This window comes from Dehalococcoidia bacterium (assembly GCA_041649635.1).
GTDB lineage: Bacteria > Chloroflexota > Dehalococcoidia > E44-bin15 > E44-bin15 > JAYEHL01.
Window position 1 is genome coordinate 58074 of record JBAZMV010000001.1, and the last position, 19976, is coordinate 78049.

Here is a 19976-nt window from a genome sequence, read left to right on the forward strand (position 1 = left end):
GACGCTGAAAAAAAAATGGTCGGGGTGGTCGGATTTGAACCGACGGCCTCATGGTCCCAAACCATGCGCGCTAAGCCGCTGCGCCACACCCCGATGCGGGGAATATATCAAACAGGGGCGGAAAGGTCAAGGAATATACGCGGAGAATCGACGCGACCTTATACCTTGCAGCGCTCCAGCAGCCTCTCCCACTGCAGATCGACCCACTCCTGCATCTGCTCGATTATCGGCGCGTTCTCCGGCGTCATCAGGTGCTTGAAACGCCCCTGCGAGCTGAGCCAATCCTTCACGGGTTTCTTGGGGTTGGGATTATATGTCAGGTGATACTCTCCGTCGACCACCTCGTAGAGCGGCCAGACGCAGGTATCCACGGCAAGGCGGCAGACCTCCACCGTCTTCTCGCCGGGGTAGCGCCAGCCCCTCTGGCACGGCACCAGCGCATTGAGATATGCCGGGCCGCCGCAGTCCGCGGCCTTCTTAGCCTTCTCCATCATATCGCGCCAGGCGTGCGGAGATACCTGGGCTACATACGGGATATTGTGATCAGCCATAATGGCCGTGACATCCTTGCGGTGCACCTTCTTGCCGAAGCTGGCCTTGCCGTCCGGCGAGGTGGTGGTCCATGCGCCGAAGGGGGTGGCGCTGGAACGCTGGATGCCCGTATTCATATAGGCTTCGTTGTTGAGGCACACATAGACAAATTTATGGCCGCGCTCCATGCAGCCGCTGATCCATTGCAGGCCGATATCGTAAGTGGCGCCGTCACCGGCGAAACACACGAACTTGATTCCCTCATCCTTCATCTTGCCCTGCCGCACCAGAGAGCGGTACATGGCCTCGGCGCCGCAGATGGTGGAGGAAACGTTCTCAAACGCGCTGTGTATCCACGGCACGCGCCACGAGCTGAAAGGGAAGGGGGTTGTGGTCACTTCCACACACCCGGTCGATGAGCCGATAATAACGGGCTCGCCTATCGCATGTAATATCTGTCGTATAGCCATAGGCTCGGCGCAACCGGCGCACAGCCGGTGACCCGGAGCCAGCAAATCCTTGTCTACGGAAACTTTCTCCAATTGCATATCCAGTGTATCAAGTACCATGACTATCTCCTAATCCCTTACTCCAAAGAATCTCTGTACCGGGTCCGCGATCCCCGTCTTGCCTATCTCAACCATCTCCTTGTACATCACGCATATCTGTTCCGGGGTGATATCGCGCCCGCCCATGCCGTAAACATAGTTAACCAGGTTAGGATTAACCTTATTGACGAAGAAAGATGCGATGACCTCAAGCGCCAGGGGCCCGGTCTGGGCGCCGAACGATATGGAACGGTCCAGCACGCCGACGACCTTGCGCTTGCCAAGAACTTCGGAGACCATCTTCTGCGGGAAGGGCCGGAAACATCGTATCTTGAGCAGGCCGGCCTTGACCCCGCTGTCGCGCATCATGTCCACCGCCACCTTGGCAGTACCCATCGTTGAACCGAGCCCGACCAGGACATAATCCGCATCCTCCATGCGGTACTCCTCCATCAGGCCGTACGGACGCCCTGATAGATCGCCGTACTCCTTGCCGACTTTAACTATAACTTCCAGCGCATTATGTATGGCCTCCACCTGCTGGCGCTTATGCTCAAAGAAGTAGTCCTGCAGGTCCATCGGGCCGAACGTAGCCGGATGCTTCCAATCGAGCAGGGAAAACCTCGGCTTGTAAGTCCCTATGAACCCCTTGACCGCCTCATCGGGAAGCGTCTCCAGCCTCTCCACGCTGTGCCCGATGATGAAGCCGTCCAGCGCGTGCAGCGAAGGCAGCATCACGTCGGGGTGCTCGGCGATGCGCACCATCTGTATCGCGTTGTCATAGGCTTCCTGAACATTCTCTCCAAAAACATGAACCCATCCCGCGTCCCTCATGCCCATGGTATCGGAATGGTCGCAGTGTATATTAAGCGGGGAAGATAACGAACGGTTGACCGCGTGCATAACTATCGGCAGGCGCGAGCCTGACGCCACCCAGAGCACCTCCCACATCAGCGCCATTCCGGCTCCTGATGTCGCCGTCTGCACGCGTCCCCCGGCGGCGGCAGCGCCGATGCACGAGCTCATCGCGGCATGTTCGCTCTCCACGGCGATAAACTCTGTGTCCACCTCGCCGTTGGCCACGAAATCGCTGAAGCGCATCACTATTTCCGTCTGCGGCGTTATGGGATAGGCGGCTACGACATCGGGGTTCATCTGGCGCATGGCCTCGGCCACGGCGCGGTCGCCCTCTATACCCCTGGGGATTCCTTGATATCTCGCAGTATGCGTGGTTGTCATTTTACCGCCTCCCTCAGCTTAGTCTCCTCCACCATCTTTATAGCCTTCTGGGGACATTCCTGCGCGCATATGCCGCAGCCCTTGCAGTGATCCAGGTCCATCCCGCTTACGACCCCGTCCTTGATCACGATCGAGCCGTCCGGGCAGTAGACCCAGCACACTTTACAGTTGTTGCATTTCTTGTCATCCCATACGGGACGGAACGACCGCCAGTCGCCCGTCTTGTAATGAATGGAGTTGCCTCCATCAGTTATCGTCCCGCCGGGCAGTATCTCATGCCAACCTTTTAAAGCCATTTCATTCACCCTTCACTTCATTATAGGCTCTTTCGAAGGCAACGACATTGGCCTTCACCAGCTTTTCACTGACCTTGCTTCCCATTTTCTTCTTGACACCATCCAATACCGCCTCCTTGCTCAACACTCCGCCCAGAGCGCTAAGGAGAGCGCCTACTAGCGGAGTATTTGGGATATTCCTCCCGATAGTGTCGATTGCTATACGCGTCGCGTCCACCGTGAACAGCTTGCCGCCGCTGAAATTGAGCTTCTTCTTCAGATCGGCAGCGGACATGCTGATATTTACGATGACCGTGCCTCCCGGTTTAAGCCCTTCCGTAAAATCAACGACCCCGATCAGTGTTGGATCTAATACTACCACTGCATCGGGGTTCGTTATCTGGCAATGCTGGCTGATCGGTGAACTGCTGATCCTGGTGTAAGCCCTGACCGGAGCTCCCATACGCTCGGGTCCGTAATCGGGGAAGGCCTGAAAGTACTTGCCCTCCTCAAGGGCGGCTTCGGCCAGGATTTCGCTTGCCGTCACTGCCCCCTGGCCTCCGCGGCCGTGCCAGCGTACTTCAAGTAGATCTTTCTTCATTTTTAACTCATACCTCTTCTTTTAAGCGCCCCTGGGGCGACTCGAACGCCCGCTCCCAGCTCCGGAGGCTGGTGCTCTATCCTCTGAGCTACAGGGGCTTATTCCATGCCAAACTACATTTCTTTTGCCCCGGTAATATATGCCAAGCAAACGCTCGAATCTTCCTTAAATCAAGGATTATCTAACTGCGCTCATATAAAGGATACTACAAAACAGGCCACGATGACAATAAGCGCTTACGTACAACATGCTGCGTACAACAAATTCACAACTTATGATTTGGATTTCTTCGAACGGAACGGTAATCCCACCCTTGCTACCTTGGCCAGTATATAGCCAAGGCCAAATAGAACTATTATCGGCGCCGCTACCAGCGTCTGATTTACCGGATCCATAGTAGGTGTAATGAAAGCACCGAGCACAAAAGCAAAGACTACCACCCACTTCCATTTTCTAAGAATCCAATCAGGGTTTATCACCCTTATCTTACTGAGAAAGAACATCAGCAGCGGTATCTCAAAGACAACTCCGATCCAGAAACATAGCTGGGTGACCACCGAAATGTAATCATTAACCGTCCACATGGGCTGAATTCCGCCGCCTACCCACTCAGGAAAATTGTAATACAGGAAAGTCAGCGCTGGAGGCAATAGCACAAAATAGCAGAACAGGACGCCGCATATAAAAAGAATGATTGTAGAAGGCAGCAAGGTATACAAATAAGCCTTTTCCTTCTTTTTTAGCGCGGGATTTATGAACATTACAATGTGATACAGTATATAAGGTCCGGCAATGGCTAAAGCGGAATACAAAACGATTTTAATGTAGGGGCTGATCAATCCCGTCACTTCGATGTAGTAAAGATCAACACCCTGAACAGGTTCCCTGAGTATGGGGATAATATAACGGGCGACAGGTAAAGCGAGGAGAACCCCTATAACTAACGCGATTACGCTTTTTGTCAGACGAATACGGAGTTCGTCAAGGTGAGCCAGCAGTGGTTGCTTGTTACTGTCCTGCATCTTCTATGCGATGTCCTGTCGCATCGCTAAGTCTTCTTGTTCGATCCTTCAGCCTGTTCCTGAGCTTTATTCCCGGGCTTCTTGTTGTCATCGATTTTAACGTTCAAATCTTTTTTGATGCTGCTCAGATCGGAATTGAAATCCGATGCTATTTTTCGCAACGGGTTCTCTATCTTCTTATCCTCTTCGATGCCGACTTCCTTGGTCAACTCTGAAGTCAGATCCTGTGAAGCCCTCTTGAGCCGGCGGTAGGCCCTGCCCGCTTTCGCTGCCATTGCCGGAAGATTCCTCGGCCCGACCAGTATCAAGCCGATTAAAAATATCAGCAGAATCTCCCAGAAGCTTATGCCAAAAAAACCATCCATACAACTATTCGCTTAACCCGTGACATAGGCAAGATGTGCTTTACAGAGGATACCTAAAAGCTAGCTTGATTTTGAATCGGATGCGTCCTTGCTTTCAACGTCTTTGGCAGTCTCTTTTTTAGCGTCCGATTTCCCCTCATCAACGTCCTCTCCCGCAGCCGATTTCTTAAAGTTGCGGATGCCTTTGCCCATCGCGCCCATAGCCTGCGGCAGCTTGCCCACGCCGAAGACTATCAATACGATAGCCAGGATGATCAATATCTCCGGCGCACCCCATGAACCAGCGAAAATTGCAAATGGTAACGTAATCATAGCCGCCATAAAATATTACCTCCTAAGGAGTTTCCTCTCCTTGACTGCTAGTATTTTCTGTATAAGTGCCAGATTTATAACCTCTCTCGCAGGCCTGCCTGTCCAGATCTAGAGTATTTATCCACTCCAGCGGCATCGCGACATCTTTGCTAACTTTCCTCAGATCGACGGCTTTTAAATATCTCTTGCACTTCTCACACACATAAACCCTGTAGCGCCCATCTAAATCTGCAAAGAAAGAAAGCTCCTTCTGTTCCGCATTACCGCAAAACGGGCACTCCATCCTCTGAAAAAGCCATTCCGCGTCGCACCGGGGGCAGCAAAGCCACCTCGCGCCGTTCTCCGGTTCTAGATAGGCGAAATTAGGCGTCCCTCCGCATACCGGACAATACCTCCGCCGCCACTTCTCCTGACTAATCTGTGGCAATAACTCCTCCGCCCACCTCGCCAAGAACGGCTTAATTGCGGAATGAATTGCCACGGTTAAGATATCTTCATCCATTCCATCGTGCGGAAAAGACTGTTTATTATACCACGATTCAATTGCCTGCCTCAACTGAAAGGCGCTCTCGGCATCTATTGACGAAGAATATTCTCCTATTATCTCAAGAGCACGTTTGAATAAGTCGTCGACCTTGTCCCAATCCAGGTGCAGCTCATCGAATTTAAGCGCTATAATGCCAAGACCCACCCTCTCATCGATTTCCTCTTGAGACGGGCGGGCCTCTTTTATCTCTATATCTGACCTTGCTTCGTACTGCAGGCGGGTCAGCTTAACATATAGTTCGATAGACTCGGGAAGAGAAGTTTTTCCCAGTTCCTCCAGCTTTTTAAGCACTTTCCCATAACTTCCACTACCCATTACGTTTGCACACTACAGTCTTACTTCCCTTTACCAGATTCCTTGTTATGTTTCATCAACTCATCATACCATTTCTTATGATGAGACTCGGCGTAGTGAGCGGGCACTGTACCGTCCACCATAGACCAGAATATACCCTTCATCTTTGGATGCAATACTGACAGGTACACATGGATAAAAGCGAAAGTAAACAGCGCGGCCATGCCTATTGAATGGAACGTGCTGGCCCACAGGAACACGCCGGGAGTTATGATCTCCTTGAAGAACCACATCAGCGCCCCTGTAATAACCATGACCGAACCGCATGCCAGAACCACCAGCCACCACAGCTTCTGTCCGGTGTTCATGTGCTCCTGAGGCGGCATTTTATCTTCTTTACCGAAGAAGTAATACGCGGGCGCCGCCATGGCCCACTTTATATCGGCGGTGCCCCACTTGAAAGCGAACTTAATCCCTTCTATGGAAGATTTCGGGTTGCGCAGGAAATAAACGGCGGCCCAGCCGCAAACGACCACTGCCGCTATTCTGTGAAACAGTCCGCTTATTCCTCCAACGGCGCCTCCACCGAACTGAGGCACAAAGAAGAACAAGCCGGTTATGAACAGGATAACCCACGTTACAGCGGTTACCCAGTGCAGCCACCTCTCCTGTTTGGTATACCTCTGCACAACCTTCTCTCCGGGAACAGGCCTGTGTCCGAAAAAACCCTCCAAAGCGGAGTGAGAACGCTCTTTGGATTTAGCACTGGAAGTCGCCATATTATTCCCCCTCGCTCTTAATCTTTATCTTCCGCTGGGCGATAATGTAGTTCAGCCCGAGACCGAGCACGGCTATGCCGGCCAGCCCCCAGCCGACCGGCTGCACAATATCTTTCCAGACCGTAGTAGCGATAGGCACCTTGGGATTCCCAGGTAGACCATAGACCTCAGGCGAGTCCTCAAGCACATACAACACATGCAGTCCGCCCAACTGAGTATCGCCGTAGATATTGGCTTTAGGGTTACCAGCCTTAAGCACGTTAACCCTGGCCTGAGCGGCGGCGAGTATATCCGAGCGTTCGCCGAAGGTAAGCGCGCCGGTGGGACAGCTTTTCACGCAAGCGGGTTTCTCTTCATTGGTCACACGATCCTGGCACAGGGTACACTTATTTGCATGCCTTATGCCGGTGACGGCGCCGCTGCTGGAACGGGGGACATCGAAAGGACAGGCCTCTACGCAGTAACCGCAGCCGCTGCACTTCGATTTATCGTACGCCACGAAACCCATCTCGTGATGATACAGTGCTTTTGTAGGACACACATCAACGCAGGCGGATTCGGTACAGTGCATACAGCTGCGTCTGCCGAACAGCCAGCGAATATCGGGATACGTGCCCTGTTCGATGAACTTTATCTTCAGCCATGTATTGGCGGACAGATCGGGAGGATTCTCATAGGTTCCCCGATTAGTCGTGACATCGCCGCTGAGATCGTTCCACTGCTTGCAGGCGACCTGACAGCCGCGGCAGGCAGTACATTTACTCGCATCGTATAGAATCGCTAATTCTGACATGTTTCTCCTTCCGCTTCATCTATACCTTTGTAATATCGCACAAGAAGGTCTTATATTCAGGTATCGTAGTATTCGCATCACCCACGTGCGGGGTCAGAATATTACCGCTGCTGTGGAAAGCGCTCGACCGGCCCATGAACCCCCAGTGCCATGGTACGCCCACATGGTCCACAGTCTTTCCCCCTATAGTCATTCGTTGCATTCGATTGGTGACGATGGCAACTGCATTCACGAATCCGCGAGCCGTGGATACCTTCACCTTATCGCCGTTCTCGATACCTTTATCAGCCGCCAGCTCCGGCCCTATCTCGGCAAACACCTCGGGTTGAAGCTCTGCCAGCCACGGATGGTTGCGTGTCATCTGACCCGCCTGCCAGTGCTCCGCCACCCTGTATGTCATGCCAACATACGGGAACTCATCCGCCGACCCCTTCTTGTTCCATCCTTCCAGACTGCCTATATAACAGCAGGGATCGTTGAATCCGGGAGTGCCCTTGCCATCAGCATTAGCGTTTGCTACACCTGTAACCAGATTCTCATCCAGCGGGCTCTCCCACGGCTCGTAAGCTACAGGGAACGGCCCTTCGGCCATGCCGGCCGGTCCCCACAGATGCGCCACGCCCTCCGGCTGCATGATGAAAGGCAGGTACTTCTCTCCGGTTGCGGCCTCGTTGATGGCGGCCCATCCGCCATCGGGTATGTCTCCCAGCCATGCGCCGCTTGAGCGCTGGATCACCGGGTGTTCACTGTCGAACGGCTGACCGTCGAAGTCCACCGACGCCCGGTTATAAATTATGCGCCTGTTTATCGGCCAGCACCAGGTCCAGCCTGAATACAAACCGATCTGGTTAAGGCTGTTATCCACAGGATTGCGATCTTTAGCCTTGTTTCGCCCATCGGCAACATTGAACATGCCGGAGTACAGCCAGTTGCCGCAATAGGTGGAGCCGTCGCTCTTAAGCGCCGTGAAATTCGTTACCAGCGACCCATCGGCCACATTGCATCCGTTAAGCTCCTCGGCCACCTTGTTGGGGTCGGCCTCGTGCTCATACTCGCCCGAGGTGCGATAATTCCAGTAAAGCTTATTTATCGGTTCCGCCTGCACGCTGTTATCGCCGGCGTATTTCTCTTTCAACTTAAGAACCAGCTCGTCGATAATCGCCATGTCCGGCTTGGCCTCTCCTATAGGATCGACCGCCTTGTAGCGCCACTGGGCCCATCGACCGCTGTTCGATATGCTGCCCTGCTTCTCGTAAGAGGCCGCGGCCGGGAGAAGGAAGACCTCTGTCTTGATTGCGCTGGAATCGACCCGCTTGGTCTCATCGGAAGATTCGGGGTCGGGCCTCTTCCAGAAAGCCGCCGTCTCCGTCTCGAACAGGTCGGCCACCATCAGCCATTCCAGGCTGTCCAGCGCATGACGCTCGCCTTGCGAATCGGGTCCGCCTACTGCCGGATTCTGCCCCCAGACCATCATCCCTTTGATAGTCCCGTTGGCTATTGATTCAAAGGTGCCGATGTGTGTATAGTCATGCCCTGAAGTTACCTTGGGAAGATAGTTGAAACCAAAATCATTATCCGCGGTGGCATTATCCATATACCAGGCCTTGAGCAGGCTGACCATGTATTTCTTGTAGTTCTGCGCCTCATCGCTCAGCCACCACCAGCTGGCGCTCTTGTCGCCGTGCAGCCCGACGGGGGTGACCGGCTGCTTACCCGCTTTTGCCGTCGCTATGTAGTCGGCCAGGCTCTGCTGCTTATGGTTTACCACCGATAGATACCCAGGCAGGATATGCGAGAGCAGACACATATCGGTGGAACCCTGCACGTTGGACGTGCCGCGCAGAGCATTGATGCCGCCGCCGGCGATGCCGATGTTAGCCAGCAGAAGCTGCAGAATGGCATAACCCCTGATATTCTGCGTACCGTAGGTATGCTGGGTTGTTCCCATGGCATACATTATCGTGCCGGACTTGCCGGGCGCGCCCGAAGCCGCGTATTCCTCGCATACCTCAAGGAACTTACCCTGAGGGCAACCTGTTACTTCCTCGACCTTCTCCGGCGTGAAATCCTCGTAGTTCTCCCACAAACGCCTCAGCACCGAATTCGCGTTTAGATCGCTCCACTGCGTCCATGAGTTACCAACGATCGCCGCGTCAACATTAGGATTGGTGGTATTTGCATATTTCCACTTCGCCTTATCATAGGCCCCCAGCTTGCTGGGCGCGGCGTTTGTGTTCTCAGTGAAACCGACGAACAGACCGGGATGCGCGGAATCCTTCCAACTCTCAAAACCGTCATTTATTATCAGCGCGGCATTCGTATATTCCGCTACATATGTCATATTGTATTTCGCAGCCCTCTCCGCCGAGCTTAAAGATTGCATATCGTTCAGGATATACCTGATCATACCGCCGATGAAGGTAATGTCTGTTCCCGATCTCATCGGGGCGTAGAGGTCAGCCTTTGACGACGTGCGTGTGAAGCGCGGGTCGACGCTGATGAGCTTGCCGCCGCGCTCTTGCGCAGCGGTTACCCATTTGAAGGATATGGGGTGATTCTCCGCTGCGTTTGAACCGATGATCATTATGCGATCCGCATTTCTGATATCGATCCAGTGGTTGGTCATTGCTCCCCTTCCGAACGACTCTCCCAGAGCCGCTACAGTAGCGGAGTGTCAGATGCGTGCGCAGTGTTCAAGATAGACAATGCCCAAGGCGCGGGCCATCTTAGAGAGAAGATAGCACTCCTCATTATCCAGTTCACCGCCGCCGAAGTTGCAGATCGCATCGGTGCGATTTACGTTATATGTGGTGCCGCCCACATCTATCGTCGAGAGCCAGTTCGCATCCCTGGTCGTCTTCACCCGCTCGGCGATCGTATCTATAGCCCAATCCCAGTCCACCTCCTGCCATTCGCTGGCATAAGGAGCGCGGTAAAGAGGCTTGGTCAACCGATTAGGATTATCCTTGCCGTCGACCATCCTCATCTGGGCCAGGGCCTGCCCCTTGGCACATAAGGAACCCTGATTAATCGGATGGTCCGGGTCGCCCTCAATGTTGACCAGCTTGCCGTTCTCTGTCGCTGCAACCGCGCCGCAACCGACGCCGCAGTAGCAGCATATAGTGGTTGTCTCACCGATTTGCTTGTGCAGCGGAATCGGAGATGAAGACAGCTCCTGCTTCCAGTTTCCCCCTTTTAACAAAACAAATCCGGCTGTACTGGCGCCGGACAATTTGAGGAAACCTCTTCGAGTCAGTTCCATCAGTTACCTCCCGATATTGTTTCAGATATGCTAGATACTAAAACCTACCACTCTCCTTTCCAAACACGGGAGGCCTGAAAATTTCTTTTCAAACCCTGGAGGCTTTCGCCTGTCGGCTGCTAACCATATCTACATTGATTGATTTAAGACTTAGGTTGACCAGCTCGAAGAGTACTCTTGCACTATAATCTTAATCGATATTAAACTTGCTTGTTAAATTTTAAGGCACTAAAGAATCTATTATCTACTATCCTTTGTGAAAATTGTAACATACCCTAGCTAGCGACGTGTCAATACCTGTCAGCGTTTAACGCTAATAATACACACCTTTCACCTATTAATTATGCTCGACAGCCGACTTAACAACAGTTCATCCTCCTCGGTGAAAACCGTCCGGGGATCAAGCAGAAAATAGTCCTCTTCAATACGGCCGATGACGGAAGGGCTGCCTTTACGAAGCTCCTCGGCCAGCTTCTGCGCTCCACCACTGCATTCGATTCTGACCAGCCGCGTTGGCAGGGTGCCACCCGGTAAGCTGCCGCCGCCGACCATGGATCGTCCGTCAACAACCGAAGCCGCCTTGCCGATAGCCCTGCACCATCGCCGCGCCCGCTTATCGATATCGTCAACCGGCATCGATATCATGCACCATACCGGTATCTTCTCCTCAGCCTCGCCTTTGATATAGTGAAGCAGCGTCGCTGACAATCCTGCCAGCCTTACTTTATCGATTCGCGTCGCCCGGGCTAGCGGGTGCTTGCTCAGCTTAGCGATTAGTTCCTTACATCCAACGATGATTCCGGCCTGCGGCCCGCCCAGCAGCTTATCTCCGGAGAACATAACCAGGTCGACTCCGGCTTTAACGCTATCCTGAACCATAGGCTCGTATTCCAACCCGAACCTTGTCGTATCGATGAGGCACCCGCTGCCTATATCGTCGAGCACGGGGATGCCGCGGCGTTTCCCCAATTCGACCAGTTCTCCTACTTCCACCGATTCGGTAAAACCGACTACCTTGAAATTGCTGGAGTGCACCCTGAGCAGGGCGGCAGTGCGCGGCGTTATCGCCTCCTCGTAATCCGAGATATACGTGCGGTTAGTGGTGCCGACCTCAACAAGCTTTGCGCCGCTCTGCCGCATCACGTCCGGCACGCGGAACCCGCCGCCGATCTCCACCGCATGCCCGCGGGAAACGATGACTTCCTTTCGTTTAGCGATGGCGCTCAAAGCAAGGAGCACGGCCGACGCGTTATTGTTCACGACCAGTGCCGCCTCCGCGCCCGTCAAACGGCAGAGCAGCGACTCGATATGCACCTGCCGCGAGCCGCGCTTGCCGCTGTCCAGATCGATCTCTAAGTTTACATAACTTATGGAGCATTCCCCCATAACCTCTACCGTTTCTTTACTCAGAGGCGCCCTGCCGATATTCGTATGGATTATGACGCCTGTAGCATTGATAACGGGGCGTATGCTTAAGCTTCCGAGGGAAGAGACTCGATCGCAGACCGAGCCGACGACATCATCGAAAGATGGAGCGGAACCGCCGTCCTTCAATCGCATGCGAGCCTCGTTTAGACACTCGCGGGCGATCTGCAATACGGTAGGGCGGGAATACGTCTTCTCGCAGCGCACGACGCGCGCATCTGAGAGAATCTTATCGACGCTGGGGAGACTGCGGAACTCTTTTTTCATATTACTTAGTTCGCAAGCAATTTAGCATACCGCTCACAGACTGTCAAACGGGTTTCCTTGACATCCCTGCCTTATAACACCTACAATTCTTTCGGAAAACATTAATTAGTTATGACGGAGAGGGGGTGATATCGATGTACCATCGCAAAACGTGAGCCTTCAATCGACCGGGGGCGTGGCTCCCGCATTATCTGAAATCAAAATTCGAAGGAGGATGTTGTGACTCGTGTGACACGAATCATGACGCCGGGTATGTTGATATTCACCTTAGCTCTGATAATCGGCATACTGGCGGCGTTTCTTGTGAAGTGGGGCAACCCGCAGAACATGGGCATATGTGTAGGCTGCTTCCTGAGGGACACCACAGGAGCTTTAGGCCTGCACCGGGCTGCGGTAGTCCAGTACATGCGACCTGAGATAATCGGGTTCGTTCTCGGCAGCTTCGGCGCCGCATACGCTTTCAAGGAATTTCGGGCCAGAGGGGGATCAACCCCGCTGGTCCGTTTCTTTTTGGGCATGTTCGTTATGATCGGCATCCTTGTCTTTCTGGGATGCCCGGTCAGGGCTTTATTACGCCTTGCCGGCGGCGACCTTACTGCGATTGCCGCGCTGGCCGGCGTGGCCTTTGGCGCCCTGATAGGCGTTTTCCTGCTTAAGAAAGGCTTCTCGCTGGGCCGATCTCACTCCATGCCGGCGGCATCGGGCTGGGTCATGCCCGTAGTTATGATCGGCCTGCTTATCATGGCTATAGTTAAACCGAGCTTTATGTTCGCCAGCGAATCAGGCCCGGGTTCTCAATACGCACCCATAATCACGGCACTGGCGGTCGGTCTATTCGTAGGTATAGCCGCGCAAAGGACAAGGATGTGCTTCGTCGGCGGCTGGCGCGACCTTTTCCTGGTACGCGATACATACCTGTTCAAAGGCATAGCAGGTCTGTTCATAGGAGCCCTTCTGGTAAACCTTATACTTACCTACGGATTCGATGAAAGTCTGTTCAAGCTCGGCTTTGAAGGCCAGCCGGTGGCACACACCAACCACCTGTGGAACTTCTTCGGCATGACGCTGGTGGGCCTCGGTGCTACACAGCTCGGCGGCTGCCCGCTGCGACAGCTTGTGCTCAGCGGCGAGGGCGATACTGATGCCGGCATCACCGTGCTCGGCCTGATAGCCGGAGCGGCCGTAGGCCATAACTTCGGTCTGGCAAGCTCCGCGGCAGGGCCTTCGGCATCCGGACCGTGGGTAGTTGTCGTGGGATTGGTGATATGCATCGCCTCCGGATTCCTGTTCCGGGATAGAGTGAAAGCATAAAGGGAGATAGATTTGCCGTTATTCAAACGTGAAAAAAAGATATCGGGCGAGGGCAGCGGGCTGGCGCTATTCGCCGACGTCCAGGCCGCTCTCAAGGCGGAGAAGGCGCTGAAGAACGCTGGCTACGCAATAAAGCTCGTCGCCCCTCCTCCTAAGCTGCGCAAAGGCTGCGACCTTGCGGTGGAGATAAACCTTGTAGAGAGCATGGGCATCGAACGCCTGTTCCTCGAAAAGGACGTCCCCTATGTGGAAATCGTTCCGCTGAGCGAGGGCACAAGCGACCTGCTCGATATCGTGAAAGTAACCGATTTCGGCGACTGGACAATGGTCAAGGCCGGAAACATGAAACTGACCTTCGAGAAAGAGAGCGGCGTCATAGTGAACACATCCGGCGGAGGCTGCCCCGACATCCCATACATGCACGTAGAGATGATCGGGAAGAAGCTGTCCGAGGCGCCGAACCCGAAAGACATCGGCTTTACGCTGTGCGCCACCATGCTGCACCGCGCGCTGGAGGAGAGCCTGGCCATCTGGCAGGGGAGGCGCTCATGACGCTGCTTATAGCCGGAGTGATACCCGATAAAAATCTGCCTCTGACCGTGGGCGACGTTGCCTCGGACGGCGACTACCTCACCGTCGATAAGCAGCGTTTCCCCTGCATGCAGGGCACCGGCGCCATGATCAGTGCCGCGCTGGCGGTGACGAGCTACTTCAAGCTGGACGCGCCGCGCGTGGTTGTCGCCGGCGACATAGGAGACGGCGCGGGCAGCCGCGCCATATACGACCTGCTGATACACAGCGTCGATAAGCTCGCGCCGACGGTCTTAGCCCTGCATTACTGGCTGCCCGACATGGCTCAGACGAAGCGCCTGTGCGAAACAATCGACAAATGCGATAAACGGCCGGTCATGATAGCGGACGCCGCCTCGATGTATTCGGCCAAGGCCTCGGGCATGGCGTCGAGCTTCGACATATTCACGCCGGACGCCACTGAGATGGCTTTCCTCGCCGATCCGGCCGCGACGCACCCGGCCTACATCGCCAGACATCTGTTCGATACCGACGTGACGCAAACGCCGAAGCTTATCGGCGACGCATACGCCAATAAAAGCGCAGCAAAATTACTGCTGGTAAAGGGTAAGATCGACTATATAGTTCGCGACGGCGAGATAATCAAGACAATCGCTGAACCGGACGTGCCCGCGCTCGAGCCCATCGGCGGCACCGGAGACACCATCACCGGACTCGTCGCGGGACTGGTGTATATAGGATTGGAACCTCACGAGGCCGCCATAATCGCGGCTAGAACCAACAGGATTGCCGGACAGATGGCAAATCTGACACCGGCGACGAAAGTGAGCGAGATAATACGACAGTTCCCCGCCGTATTCGAAAAATATCTCTGCGAATGGAGCGGGGTATGCTGTATTAAAGGAGAAGGGAATGAGTGAAGTAGATGCGCGCGGGCTGTCCTGCCCGCTTCCTGTTATAAACACCAAGAAAGCACTGGAAGGCTCCGACAAACAGGTCACAGTGATCGTAGATAACGCCACGGCGCGCGATAATGTGACACGCCTGGCAAAGAGCAAGAAATGCTCGGTCACGGTGGAGAAAAAGGGCGGGGATTTCCACCTGACTTTAAGCAAAAGCTGAACGAGACCTTGTAGGGGCGATTCGCGAATCGCCCCTACACAATTTGTACCAATACATTCAAGCAACAAATGTAGGGTGGGTTCGCAAACCCACAGCCAAGATGATATCATAGGCCAATGGCGCACCCTCGATATCGAGGAGGTAGTAATGGGCGACAGGGTGAAAAAGAGGCTTACCGAGACCGTCCGCGGGGCGGGTTGAGCCGCCAAAATAGGTCCGTCGGACCTGACAAAAGCCCTGTGCGGGCTTGAGATGATGCACGACGAGAACGTACTGGTCGGGTTGGAGACCGGCGACGATGCCGGCGTGTATCGGTTGAACGATGATCTGGCTATAATCCAGACCGTCGATTTCATCACGCCCATCGTGGACGATCCGTACACCTTCGGCCAGATAGCCGCTGCCAACTCCCTGAGCGACGTCTATGCCATGGGAGGAACGCCCATTACCGCCATGAACGTGGTCTGTTTCCCTACCAGCAGCCAGGATATCTCGACGCTGAGCGATATACTGCGTGGCGGGCTGGACAAGATGAAGGAAGCCGGCGTGGCGCTTGTCGGCGGGCACAGCGTAGCCGATGAGGAGCTTAAATACGGCCTGTCGGTAACCGGTATCATCCACCCCGCACAGGTACTGAGAAGGAACAGCCCGTGCGCCGGCGATAAAATTATTCTGACCAAGCCCATCGGCACCGGCATAGTGGCCACGGCGCTAAAGGGCGGAGAAGCCGATTCGAAGGCCATCGAGCCGGCGGTGCGCAGCATGACCACGCTGAACAAAAAGGCCGCCGAGCTTATGCGCACGACCGAGGTGCACGCCTGCACGGACGTGACGGGCTTCAGCCTGATGGGTCACGGCTACGGTATGATAGCCAACAGCAAGCTGGGAATGGAGATAAACGTATCATCGGTACCGATCTTCGCCGCCGCCAGGGAGTTCGCAACAATGGGATTCGTGCCGGGGGGCGCGCGGCGGAACATGGAATACTATAGCAGCCATATAGAGCAGGCCTGCGAGATAAGCGACGAGATGAGGGATATACTATTCGACCCGCAGACATCGGGCGGGCTGCTCATGGCCATACCTCAGGACAAAGCCGAAGGGCTGATGAAAAAGCTGCGCAGCAGCGGCATAAAAGAAGCAGCCATCATCGGACAGATAGTAGATAAGCCGAAAGGTAAGATCGTATTAAGGAATTCCTGAAAAAGAGGTGCCCCGATAAATCGGGGCCAGGGGAATTGGGGGTGTCCCCCAACTCTCCATTCCCCCAAGATTGGGGGCCAGGGGGTTGATCATTAAATGCCATTTGTATTAGGCACAGCAGGACATGTCGACCACGGGAAATCGCTACTGGTCAAAGCTCTGACAGGGATAGATCCCGACCGCCTCCGCGAGGAGAAAGAGCGCGGCATGACCATCGACCTGGGCTTCGCCTGGCTCACTCTGCCGAGCGGCCGCGAGGTCAGCATCGTCGACGTGCCCGGCCACGAGCGCTTCATCAAGAACATGCTGGCCGGCGTCGGCGGCATCGACCTGGCGCTGCTCATCATCGCCGCCGACGAAGGCGTCATGCCGCAGACGCGCGAACATCTCGCCATACTCGACCTTCTTGGCGTGAAGAACGGCATCATCGCCATTACTAAAAAAGACCTAGTCGACGATGAGATGTTAGAACTGGTTACGCTGGATATCGAGGATACTATTAAGGGAACGACGCTGGCGCAGTCGCAGATCATTCCCGTATCCGCCATGACCGGCGAGAACCTGCCGGCGCTTCTCAATGCCATCGATGCCATGCTCGACAAAACAGCCCCCAAGCGCGATATCGGCAAGCCAAGGCTTCCAATCGACCGTATCTTCACCATGGCCGGGTTCGGCACCATAGTAACTGGAACACTCATCGACGGCAGCCTGAAAAAGGGCCAGGAGATAGAGATCGTGCCGGCCGGCATTCGAACGCACCTCCGCGGGCTGCAATCGCACAAGCAGAGCGTGGACAGCATCGATCCGGGCAGCCGCGTCGCCGCCAACCTGGCGAATATTGCGACCGAGCAGCTCACACGCGGCGATGTAATCACCATACCCGGCTGGCTCAAGCCCACTAAAGCGATAGACGTCAAGCTGCGCCTGCTCGCTTCAGCGCCACGTCCGCTGGAGCACAACGCGCAGGTTACCCTGCACACCGGAGCCGCCGAGTCCCAGGCCAAGGTACGATTGCTCGACGCCAGCGAGATCAAACCGGGAGATACGGCCTTTGCGCAAATAGTACTCGACACCCCGATCGCCATCGTTAAGGACGATCTTTTTATCATACGCTCACCGCAGGAGACGCTGGGTGGCGGTCAGATACTGGAGCCCCACGCTAAAAGGCACCGCAGGTTCCAGGCATCAACAATCGAGCGCCTCTCGGCAAAAGACGAAGGCAACGCTGAGTCGGTCATACTCGCATCGCTGGATGCGTACAAGCCGACCGAGCTCGCTAAGCTGGCGGCCACATGCAACATACCCTCTAAAGACATAGATGCCGCTATCGCATCTTTGGCCGAACGCAAAGACATCACGGTGCTGGGAGAGAAGAACGACCGGCTCATTTATTCGGCGCAAGCCTGGACCGCCGTCGTACAATCGGTCGAGGAGACGCTGAAGAGATTCCACAAAGACAACCCGCTGCGACAGGGTATGGCCAAGGAAGAACTCAAGGATAAAATAAAGGCCCCATCCAAATTCTTCGACGCCGCCGTAAAACAGCTATCCGACGAAGGTATTCTCAAGGAATCAGGTCCGATTGTGCATGCGCCCGATCATCAAGTAAAACTGTCGTCTGAGCAGCAGAAGAAGGTCGATGCCTACATCAAAGCGTTATCGACAACTCCGTTCTCGCCGCCGCCGGAGACGATCATCGAGCCGGAACTGCTCAGCATCATCATCGGGCAGAGAAAAGTTGTGAAAGTGGCTGATGGCGTTGTTTTCACCGCCGACGCCTACGATAAAATGCTGCAAATAATAACCGACCATATTAAGGCGCATGGGCAGACAACGGTGGCCGAGGTACGCGACCTGCTGCAGACCAGCCGCAAGTACGTTCTCGCGCTGATGGAATACATGGACAACCAAAAAATAACCCGCCGCGTCGGCGACGGGCGGGTGCTGAGATGACTTCTGGCGGGAGCGCATAGGAGTCGAACCTACTATGGACACCGCAGGGTGCCCACCGACGGATTTGAAGTCCGCGGAGCCCACCGGGACCCATCCGCTCCCATAGCTGATTTACTACCATGCCATGCTATCATAACCCGTCGTGATTTTCAATTTCGGCTGGTAAGAGGTGCAGGATACTTCCTGCCGGGGGAATTGGGGGTGTCCCCCAACTTTTTAAAGTCCCCCAAGCGTGGGGGATTAGGGGGTTGAACATCATCGAGATTGCCACGTCGCTTCGCTTCTCGCAATGACACTCGCGCTGCATAATTTATTGCTTCCGACCCCTGAGATGTTGTAACATCTGGATGGTTTATAAATAAAATAACCAATATCGAAACTCACTAAGAGAAGAGGTGCAGGAGAAGCTCCTGCCGGGGGAATAGGGGGTGTCCCCCTTCTTTTAATGTCCCCCATGACTGGGGGATTTAGGGGGTTGATAAAAGTTAATCAAATATCAAACCAATGAAAAGGAGAGAACCTACATGCAGATCAAAGGCAAAACCGCATTCGTAACAGGTGGCGCCAGCGGATTGGGCGCCGCCACCGCTAAAAAGCTCCATAGCCTGGGAGCCAACATCGTCGTCGCCGACATGAACAAAGACACAGGCGACGCCATGATAAAAGAGCTCGGCTCCGGGGCCATCTTCGTTCAGATGGACATCACCAATCCCGACCAGGTGAAAGCCGGATTCGAAACGGCTCTTAAAGAGTTCAAGAACGTTGATATCCTGGTACACTGCGCCGGAACCGGCTGGGTCGGAAAGATAGCCGGCAAGGAGGGCCCGCACGACCTCAACATGTTCATCAAGATCGTCAACATCAACCTCATCGGCACGTTCGATGTCTGTCGCTGGGCCGCGTTCCATATGCAGGCCAACGAGCCCAACGAGGACGGCGAACGCGGCGTAATCATCAACACCGCATCCATCGCCGCCACCGACCCGCAGATAGGGCAGATAGCCTACTGCGCCTCCAAGGCCGGAGTGGTCGGCATGACGCTATCGATTGCCAGAGACATGTCACGTGTTGGTATCAGGTGCTGCACCATCATCCCCGGGGCCTTCGCCACACCGCTTACCGCCATGATGCCCAAGGAGATGAACGACGCGCTGGCGGCGCAGATTCCCTTCCCCAAGCGCTTCGGCAAGCCGGAAGAATACGCCATGCTGGCGCAGCAGATAGTCGAGAACCCCTTCCTCAATGGCGAGACGATACGATTGGATGGCGCCATACGCATGCCGCCGAAATAACGACTAACATTTACGATTATATGTGACGTAGGGGCGATTCATGAATCGCCCCTACTGTTTATGGAAATAGAATACTCATGACCGACACATCTGTTCACATCGAAGAAATTCCTCTCGGCGACCCGTGCTGGACCCCGCCCCTACGAGTCCATGGGAGCGCGGCATTACAAAACGTGGCGCATCTACGAGTTGCCGTTATAACTAGACCAACTTCACTTATACGATAACGCTTTTTTACCGCTCAAACATTGACAGAATGCCCTGAATTATGGTAAAAGAACGGAATATGAATATGTCGTCAGAA

General features: G+C 54.6%; 19 protein-coding genes, 3 tRNA genes and 1 riboswitch. Of the genes, 7 read left to right on the forward strand and 15 right to left on the reverse strand.

Going from position 1 to position 19976, the window contains the following annotated elements:
• Positions 1-16: 16 nt before the first annotated feature.
• The 14 genes from WC562_00270 to selA all read right to left on the reverse strand — a co-directional run bounded on the left by WC562_00270 (position 17) and on the right by selA (position 12260).
• A tRNA-Pro gene (locus WC562_00270) sits at positions 17-93 on the reverse strand.
• 65 nt (positions 94-158) lie between these two features.
• The gene (locus WC562_00275) at positions 159-1100 is read right to left on the reverse strand and encodes a thiamine pyrophosphate-dependent enzyme (GenBank protein ID MFA5054600.1); all 942 of its coding nucleotides are present in this window, start codon (positions 1098-1100) and stop codon (positions 159-161) included.
• A gap of 9 nt (positions 1101-1109) precedes the next feature.
• Entirely contained in the window at positions 1110-2318 is a 1209-nt protein-coding gene (locus tag WC562_00280) for a transketolase C-terminal domain-containing protein (protein ID MFA5054601.1), read from the reverse strand.
• On the reverse strand, positions 2315-2614 hold the full coding sequence (locus tag WC562_00285) for a 4Fe-4S binding protein (GenBank protein MFA5054602.1): 300 nt from the start codon (positions 2612-2614) through the stop codon (positions 2315-2317). The genes WC562_00280 and WC562_00285 overlap by 4 nt, the downstream gene beginning before the upstream one ends.
• 1 nt (position 2615) lies before the next feature.
• Positions 2616-3194, reverse strand: a complete 579-nt coding sequence (locus WC562_00290; GenBank protein ID MFA5054603.1) for a 2-oxoacid:acceptor oxidoreductase family protein — start codon at positions 3192-3194, stop codon at positions 2616-2618.
• 26 nt (positions 3195-3220) lie between these two features.
• A tRNA-Arg gene (locus tag WC562_00295) sits at positions 3221-3292 on the reverse strand.
• A 174-nt stretch (positions 3293-3466) separates the two neighbouring features.
• Complete coding sequence (tatC, locus tag WC562_00300; GenBank protein ID MFA5054604.1) at positions 3467-4216, reverse strand: twin-arginine translocase subunit TatC; 750 nt, start codon at positions 4214-4216, stop codon at positions 3467-3469.
• Positions 4217-4242: 26 nt separating this feature from the next.
• Entirely contained in the window at positions 4243-4581 is a 339-nt protein-coding gene (locus WC562_00305) for a twin-arginine translocase TatA/TatE family subunit (GenBank protein MFA5054605.1), read from the reverse strand.
• A gap of 60 nt (positions 4582-4641) precedes the next feature.
• A complete protein-coding gene (gene tatA / locus WC562_00310; protein MFA5054606.1) occupies positions 4642-4893 on the reverse strand; it encodes a twin-arginine translocase TatA/TatE family subunit in 252 nt (83 codons plus the stop codon).
• Between the two features lie 22 nt (positions 4894-4915).
• Positions 4916-5731, reverse strand: coding sequence for a formate dehydrogenase accessory protein FdhE (locus WC562_00315; protein MFA5054607.1), 816 nt, complete (start codon positions 5729-5731; stop codon positions 4916-4918).
• A 44-nt stretch (positions 5732-5775) separates the two neighbouring features.
• Positions 5776-6513, reverse strand: coding sequence for a cytochrome b/b6 domain-containing protein (locus WC562_00320; protein MFA5054608.1), 738 nt, complete (start codon positions 6511-6513; stop codon positions 5776-5778).
• Position 6514: 1 nt separating this feature from the next.
• Positions 6515-7306 carry a 4Fe-4S dicluster domain-containing protein gene (locus WC562_00325; GenBank protein MFA5054609.1) on the reverse strand — a complete coding sequence of 264 codons (792 nt, stop codon included), beginning with the start codon at positions 7304-7306 and terminating at the stop codon, positions 6515-6517.
• Positions 7307-7325: 19 nt separating this feature from the next.
• Positions 7326-10568 (reverse strand): formate dehydrogenase-N subunit alpha, encoded by a 3243-nt coding sequence (gene fdnG, locus WC562_00330; protein ID MFA5054610.1) that lies wholly within the window; start codon positions 10566-10568, stop codon positions 7326-7328.
• A 37-nt stretch (positions 10569-10605) separates the two neighbouring features.
• Positions 10606-10750: riboswitch (molybdenum cofactor riboswitch) on the reverse strand.
• A gap of 148 nt (positions 10751-10898) precedes the next feature.
• A complete protein-coding gene (gene selA, locus WC562_00335) occupies positions 10899-12260 on the reverse strand; it encodes an L-seryl-tRNA(Sec) selenium transferase (protein ID MFA5054611.1) in 1362 nt (453 codons plus the stop codon).
• Positions 12261-12479: 219 nt separating this feature from the next.
• Between selA and yedE the strand changes: the two genes are divergently transcribed.
• The 6 genes from yedE to selB all read left to right on the forward strand — a co-directional run bounded on the left by yedE (position 12480) and on the right by selB (position 18380).
• Positions 12480-13571, forward strand: coding sequence for a YedE family putative selenium transporter (yedE, locus tag WC562_00340; GenBank protein MFA5054612.1), 1092 nt, complete (start codon positions 12480-12482; stop codon positions 13569-13571).
• Positions 13572-13583: 12 nt separating this feature from the next.
• Entirely contained in the window at positions 13584-14123 is a 540-nt protein-coding gene (locus WC562_00345) for a DUF3343 domain-containing protein (GenBank protein ID MFA5054613.1), read from the forward strand.
• Positions 14120-15022, forward strand: a complete 903-nt coding sequence (locus WC562_00350; GenBank protein ID MFA5054614.1) for an NAD(P)H-hydrate dehydratase — start codon at positions 14120-14122, stop codon at positions 15020-15022. The genes WC562_00345 and WC562_00350 overlap by 4 nt, the downstream gene beginning before the upstream one ends.
• A complete protein-coding gene (locus tag WC562_00355; GenBank protein MFA5054615.1) occupies positions 15015-15224 on the forward strand; it encodes a sulfurtransferase TusA family protein in 210 nt (69 codons plus the stop codon). Before WC562_00350 ends, WC562_00355 begins: the two co-directional genes overlap by 8 nt.
• Positions 15225-15371: 147 nt before the next feature.
• Positions 15372-16427 carry a selenide, water dikinase SelD gene (selD, locus tag WC562_00360; GenBank protein MFA5054616.1) on the forward strand — a complete coding sequence of 352 codons (1056 nt, stop codon included), beginning with the start codon at positions 15372-15374 and terminating at the stop codon, positions 16425-16427.
• Positions 16428-16523: 96 nt separating this feature from the next.
• Positions 16524-18380 (forward strand): selenocysteine-specific translation elongation factor, encoded by a 1857-nt coding sequence (selB, locus tag WC562_00365; GenBank protein ID MFA5054617.1) that lies wholly within the window; start codon positions 16524-16526, stop codon positions 18378-18380.
• Between the two features lie 4 nt (positions 18381-18384).
• On the opposite strand, the gene WC562_00370 is transcribed toward selB, so the two are convergent.
• Positions 18385-18482: transfer RNA gene (locus WC562_00370), tRNA-Sec, on the reverse strand.
• Positions 18483-18904: 422 nt separating this feature from the next.
• Here WC562_00370 and WC562_00375 point away from each other — a divergent pair.
• Positions 18905-19672: an SDR family NAD(P)-dependent oxidoreductase gene (locus WC562_00375; protein MFA5054618.1), complete on the forward strand. Its 768-nt coding sequence runs from the start codon at positions 18905-18907 to the stop codon at positions 19670-19672.
• Positions 19673-19976: the final 304 nt, after the last annotated feature.